Origin of the sequence: Ureibacillus sp. MALMAid1270, assembly GCF_049202975.1 — a bacterium.
Lineage (GTDB): Bacteria > Bacillota > Bacilli > Bacillales_A > Planococcaceae > Ureibacillus.
In genome coordinates this window covers 278814-285370 of sequence record NZ_JBMIRP010000099.1, presented here as the reverse complement: position 1 = coordinate 285370, position 6557 = coordinate 278814, and the positions used below count along the sequence as shown (strand labels likewise).

The window sequence follows — 6557 nt, the reverse complement described above, 5'->3', positions numbered from 1 at the left end:
TATAAATTTGCCAGTGTATCTGACACATCATATTATTCGAGTAATAAAAAAAATTATTCTGAGCATTATTAAAAGCATTCTTGTATTAACAAGGCTTTTTAATAAAGCACAGAATAATAAATTGATCGGTATAATCCTCGTTATTTTAATTTAAGAATAACCCGCTGAAAATGCCATTCGTCCAAATGTTATTGGTCGCAAAAACTGGCTCTTCTCCGTGAGTGAAGCAGGTGCTAATGCGAATGCCATTTGTTTGAGTTTGGCTGAAACGGCCAAAGCAAACGGAATTGATTTTTATCAGTACTTGGTAAAGCTGATGACGGAATTACCTAATATATCGTTTCATCAACACCCTGAGATTTTACATAATTACATGCCATGGTCAGAGAATATTCAAGCCACATGTGCAAAATAGCCAGCTAACTGAAAAGAATTTCAGTTAGCTGGCCGTTCGTCGTGCGTACCGTGAAGGTGCGCTATTTTTTATATTTCGGGCTTACGTAACAAATAGGAAAAAAATGTTATAAATTTAACTGAGGAAACCTTAAAAATATTTCATCGTTTAATGAAACAAAAGTAATTTAATTTCGTACTTATATTACGGTTAGGTAGGTGAAAGTATTGAGCGTTCATTTGTTTACAGGATTTCCAGGATTTATTTCGAGTCAATTAATACGTGAACTGTTTAGGAAAAATTACGCTGATCATATTTATGCCATTGTTTTACCAACACAAAAAGAAAAAGCACTCGATGAGAGTTTGAAAATAATGGAAATTTTTCCTGGTAGGAGAATAACGATTGTTGAAGGGGATATTAACTTACCTCAAATAGGAATAGCAGAAAAGACACTATCAGAATTTGCAAATAATATTAAAGTAGTTTGGCATTTGGCAGCAATTTATGATTTAGCAGTACCAAAAGAAGTTGCTTGGAAAGTAAATGTTGATGGTACGAAAAATGTAAATGATTTTGTACAAACACTTCCCAATTTAACACGTTATATATATTTTAGTACGGCATATGTTGCAGGAAAAAGAGAAGGAATAATACTAGAGAATGAATTGATTAGACCAGAAGGATTTAAAAATTATTATGAAGAAACAAAATTTGAGGCTGAACTACTTGTTGAGGATATAAAGAAAATGGTTCCAACAACCATTATTCGTCCAGGTATAGTAAGAGGGAATTCCTTAACAGGTGAAACTCAAAAATTTGATGGGCCATACTTCTTTTTAAATATGATTGATAAACTGAAATTTTTGCCTGCCATTCCGTATGTAGGTCGTTCTACTGCACTGATTAATGTTGTTCCTATAGATTTTATCATCGAAGCAAGTGCTTTTATCAGTCAGGAGGATGAAGCTATAGGTAAAACATTACATTTGACAGACCCACACCCACATCCGGTTTTAGAGGTCTATCGAATGATGGTAAAACTAATGACAAGTAAATTTCCAAAAGGAAGATTACCTCTTTCCTTAACAAGACAGTGTCTCAAAATAAAAGCTATAAGGAAGTTATTAGGAGTAGAATTTGAAACTTTAGACTACTTAACTTGGAATGCTTATTTTGATTGCAGTGAGGCAAAAAAAATATTGGCAAAAGGGAAAATTAAATGTCCTGATTTTATCAAATCAATGCCTTCCATGGTGAACTATTATAATAACAATAAACATAAAAAAGAATATCATATTGAAATTAAGTAATAGTTCTTGTGATTTGAATCATAATAACTATTGAGAATAGAATGATTTTTAATGTAGCTAACAATTTTTTCAGTAATAGTTAGCAAGTAATCCAGACTTGATAATTATTTGAAACTAAAGAGGTGCAGTTTGTTCTGTTCCTCTTTTCATATACAAACAATTTCTTATATACTGTAAAGAGTTATTTGATTATAAAAAGAAGGCGACAAAATGGCTCGAATAAAAATAGACCGGAATTATATCATTACTCCGTTCCAACTAATTGTTACATATTACTTTATTGCAATTGCGATTTCATTTTTATTATTACGAATCCCAGCTGTTTATAAAGAAGGGATAGAAGTTTCTTACATTGATAGTCTTTTTACCGCAATTAGTGGTGTAAGTGTTACGGGATTAACCGTTTTTAATTTTGCAGAAACTTTCACACCTTTTGGGATTATTGTTTTACTTTTCATTTGTCAAATTGGTGCTATTGGAATTATGTCCATTGGTACATTTATTTGGCTCTTGTTTGGTAGGAAGATTGGTATGAGGGGTCGACAATTGATTATGATTGACCACAATCAATATAATTTATCCGGTGTCGTTCATTTATTAAAAGAAATTGTTAAAATCTTATTTGTTATTGAGTTTCTTGGAGCTGTAGTTCTTACTGTTCATTTTCTACGTTATTATGATAGTTTTAGCGAGGCTTTAAAGCATGGAATTTTCACTTCCATTTCTGCAACGACTAATTCTGGTTTTACTCTAACTGGTAATAGTCTACAGCCATTTAGTTCTGATTATTTTGTTCAGTTTGTAGTGATGATTTTAATCGTTTTAGGTGCTATTGGTTTTCCTGTATTAGTTGAAATAAAAAAATATTTGTCGAGAATAGATCCATCATTTCGATTTAGTTTGTTTACAAAAATTACAACTGCTACATATGGAATTTTATTTTTAGTAGGTACCATAGGAATCTTTATCGTTGAATCATTTCAATCTTTTCAAGGAATGCCTTGGCATGAAAAAATATTTGCTTCAATGTTTCTATCTGTTTCATCCCGTTCTGGTGGGTTAGCAACATATGACATTTCCACTTTTAATGAGGCAACTGATATATTTTTAAGCTTCTTAATGTTTATCGGAGCATCACCAAGTTCGGTTGGTGGAGGAATTAGAACAACTACTTTTGCAGTAGCTATATTGTTTTTAATCAATTTTGCAAATGGGCGCCACGAGATTCAAGTGTTTGGACGTGAAATCCATTTAACTGATGTATCTCGTTCCTTTGTAGTCATTATTTTAGCAGCATTTATGGTTTTGTTTGCAACTATGCTGTTATTAATAACAGAGCCATACGCCTCTGTAAATCAAGTGATTTTTGAAATAACCTCAGCATTCGGTACGTGTGGGTTAAGTTTAGGGATTACTGAGAATTTATCAGTGGCAGGTAAAATTATTATAATGATATTAATGTTTATAGGACGTGTGGGGCTAATTTCATTCCTCTATTCCCTTGGAGGAAAAGGAAATAAACCACATTATCGCTATCCAAAAGAGCGAGTTATAATAGGATAAAAAAGTGTAGAGGAGTGGTGATAGCCATTTCTCTTTTTTTATTCTGGAATGATGAATTATCCATATATAGGAATATTATTTTATTTTCAAAGTAAATTGTCTCATTTTATGTATATTCACCCTATTCTATTTGTAGATGAACATATGATAGATCAAGGGTGATAAAAATGATAAAAGTGGGATACGATGCTGGCCACGCTGGCTTTGGTGTAACTCCAGGAAAACGTACACCTGATGGAGAGTATGAATGGGATTTTAATAATAAAGTTGCCAAAGCCTTTGCAAATGAATTGGCTCTTTATCAAGGTGTTACTACTAAAAGATTTGACGATCCAACTGGAAAACGTGATGTTCCTCTAAAAGAAAGAACAGATGGAGCAAATGAATGGAGAGCAGATTATTACATTTCTTTTCATCATAATGCGAATACCGGCTCTTGGGGAAATTGGACAGGAGTAGAGACGTATGTCTATTTAGGTAATCGAACAACTGAAAGTGGAAAATTAGCAGAAGCCATACATCCTGCAGTGGTAGAGGCGTATGGATTACGGGATCGTGGCATTAAAGAGGCTGATTTTCACATCTTACGAGAGACGAAGATGCAATCAATATTAATAGAGGGAGGTTTTATGGACTCCACAATTGATATTCATAAACTTAGAGATGATCAGGTATTAGCAAATGCAGGTAAACTAATTGCTCAAGCATTCGCTAAATATGTAGGTTTGACTAGAATAACATTTGAAAATGTAAAGGAAGTGAGTAAAGTGGAATTCTTAAATTCAACTGGTCGAAAAATGGCGAAAGAAATGATTCGGCGTGGAGTGGAAGAGAATCTATTTATCAAAAAACATGAAAATGTAGATGAATATAACGATAGAGAATTAATTAGTTATGCTTTGGCTTATGTAAATCGAAAATTAAAAAATAAATAATTAAAGTGATGATAAATATTTGTCGCAAAAAATGGGTTGGCTCGAATAGTGCCAACTTTTTCATAATTTTCAGAATATTTAGAAGTGTATTAATTGACATTATTTTTATGCTTTAATAAAATCTATATGGGTTCAATATACTAAAATGAATATATTATCTTATACATAATTACTTGCAGCAGTTGTAATTTAGTAACGGTTTATGACTCAAAATCGAAAGTTTTGTTTTGAGAAGTTTATATGAAAATTTACTTTTTATGATAAAAATTTGGATTTGGTGTCATTTTTTAAAGAATAGAATAATAGATTAGTAGTATATGTAATTTTTAATAAAATAATGAAGTACTTGTGGGAGGATTGGTATTAAAAATGGTGAAAATTAATTCTACTTATAAAGATAAATTCCAACTTGTTAACAATCCAATGTTAGTATTAAATACTTCTTGTCAAATTGAGTCATTAAATGAACAAGCTACCCAATTACTTCAGTTAAGTGAATACGACGTTCTCCGTCTGGACGAGCAGTCTGAGATGGTTTGGGAGCGGTTAGTAAAACAAATGTCACAAGATGAGTTTTATCATTGTGTACTAAATATTAAATTACAAGAAAACTTCCAGAAATTTAACTTTGTATGTCATTTTGATCGAAAAAATAGGCTAATCTATGCTCGAATCAAAAAACATCATTCATATAATAGCCCAATCAATAAAAAAATAAATCAATTAACTTCATTGTTTAAAGACCTGAATCATGGTTTGATCATTTCAACTCTTGGAGGTAAAATTATCGATTTAAATGATCAAGCTTCAAAATTCCTTGGATTAGAAAAAAACCAATTAATTAACAACTATCATGATCAAATGTTTGAAAATTTTTACGGTAAACATTTAGTAAGTCAATATTCCTTAGAATTATCAAGTAATGGACAAGCACAGTTTGAGATATCGAGAAAAGTAAACGATTGTATTAAGTGGTATAGGATTGAGTCTAAGGTAAATCTTAAAGTAGAGCATATCTATACAACGATTACAGATGAAACAGAAAAACATGAACTTAAAGAACAACTTAAGCACCAAAGTAATCTTGTAATGATTGGACAAATGGCTGCAACCGTTGCCCATGAAATACGAAATCCTATGACTTCCATTAAGGGTTTCATTGAACTACTAAACATGAATTTAACAGAAGAAAATAATAAATATTTATCTATTATGAAATCAGAGATAGAAAGAATGGATCAAATACTATCTGAAGTATTAACTTTCTCAAAACCAATGGAAAGACAAATGGATGTCTTTTCAGTTACTAAAATAGCAAAAGAATTGATAGAGATTATGAACCCACTTGCGAACAATCACAACATTACATTACAATTCGAAGTAGAAAAACCTATTAACTCCATGATTATGGGGAATGAAAATCGTATCAAACAAATGCTTATGAATCTAGTAAAAAATGCAATTGAAGAGATGGAGACCGGCGGAAAAATTACCATCTTCTTGAAAAATGTGAAAGATAAAATTCAAGTAACTGTTTGTGATGAAGGTAAAGGTATTGAAAAAGAAATGTTAGCCAAGTTGTTTGAGCCATTTTATACAACTAAAACAGCTGGGACTGGCCTTGGCTTACAATTAGTAAAACAGGTTATTGAAGAACATAATGGAACGATTCATGTGAATAGTGTCGTAAATGGGGGAACTTCATTTGTCATAGAACTACCTTTAGCATCAGAATCATTAAAACAACCAATAATATCTTATTAATTAAAAGAATTCCACTAAACTGTTTTAATTTCTGCACATAATTATGAAGGAATTTTGACAAATCTCACAAATAATAGATATAATATTCTTATTAGGAAAAAAGGATGATTTGTCATGACTTCAGAAGAAATTAAACAATCTTTAAAACTTTATATCGTTTTATCACGAGCAAATAAGGCAATTAACGAAGTGACAAATCAATTTTTTCAACAAAACAGTTTAAATCCTACTGAATTTGCAGTACTTGAATTGCTCTATCATAAAGGAAGACAGCCATTACAACAAATTGGTAATAAAATATTACTTGCAAGTGGATCGATTACATATGTAATTGATAAACTTGAAAAACGTGGTTTCTTAGCAAGAATATCTTGCCCTACTGATCGCCGTGTAACTTATGCGGAAATCACCAAAGAAGGCTCTGACTTTATGGATGAACTTTTTCCGGAACATGAAAAACATCTACATGAATTATTAAGTGCACTGACATCAGAAGAAAAAGACATAGCTATTAATTTGTTGAAAAAATTAGGTTTATCGATAAAAGATTTGTCTTATTAATTATTGTTAATATTTCTTATAGTGTCT

General features: G+C 31.3%; 5 protein-coding genes and 1 pseudogene. All 6 read left to right on the top strand.

Annotated features, from left to right (window positions below):
* Nucleotides 1-160: 160 nt before the first annotated feature.
* A pseudogene (locus tag ACOQFO_RS18130) lies at nt 161-415 on the top strand (transposase domain-containing protein); the annotation flags it as partial.
* A gap of 206 nt (nt 416-621) precedes the next feature.
* Complete coding sequence (locus ACOQFO_RS18125; protein ID WP_421691082.1) at nt 622-1707, top strand: SDR family oxidoreductase; 1086 nt, start codon at nt 622-624, stop codon at nt 1705-1707.
* A gap of 210 nt (nt 1708-1917) precedes the next feature.
* Nucleotides 1918-3270 carry a TrkH family potassium uptake protein gene (locus ACOQFO_RS18120; protein WP_421691081.1) on the top strand — a complete coding sequence of 451 codons (1353 nt, stop codon included), beginning with the start codon at nt 1918-1920 and terminating at the stop codon, nt 3268-3270.
* Between the two features lie 167 nt (nt 3271-3437).
* Nucleotides 3438-4205, top strand: coding sequence for an N-acetylmuramoyl-L-alanine amidase family protein (locus ACOQFO_RS18115; RefSeq protein ID WP_421691080.1), 768 nt, complete (start codon nt 3438-3440; stop codon nt 4203-4205).
* A gap of 369 nt (nt 4206-4574) precedes the next feature.
* Nucleotides 4575-5969: an ATP-binding protein gene (locus ACOQFO_RS18110; RefSeq protein WP_421691079.1), complete on the top strand. Its 1395-nt coding sequence runs from the start codon at nt 4575-4577 to the stop codon at nt 5967-5969.
* Nucleotides 5970-6083: 114 nt separating this feature from the next.
* Entirely contained in the window at nt 6084-6530 is a 447-nt protein-coding gene (locus ACOQFO_RS18105) for a MarR family winged helix-turn-helix transcriptional regulator (RefSeq protein ID WP_421691078.1), read from the top strand.
* Nucleotides 6531-6557 lie beyond the last annotated feature (27 nt).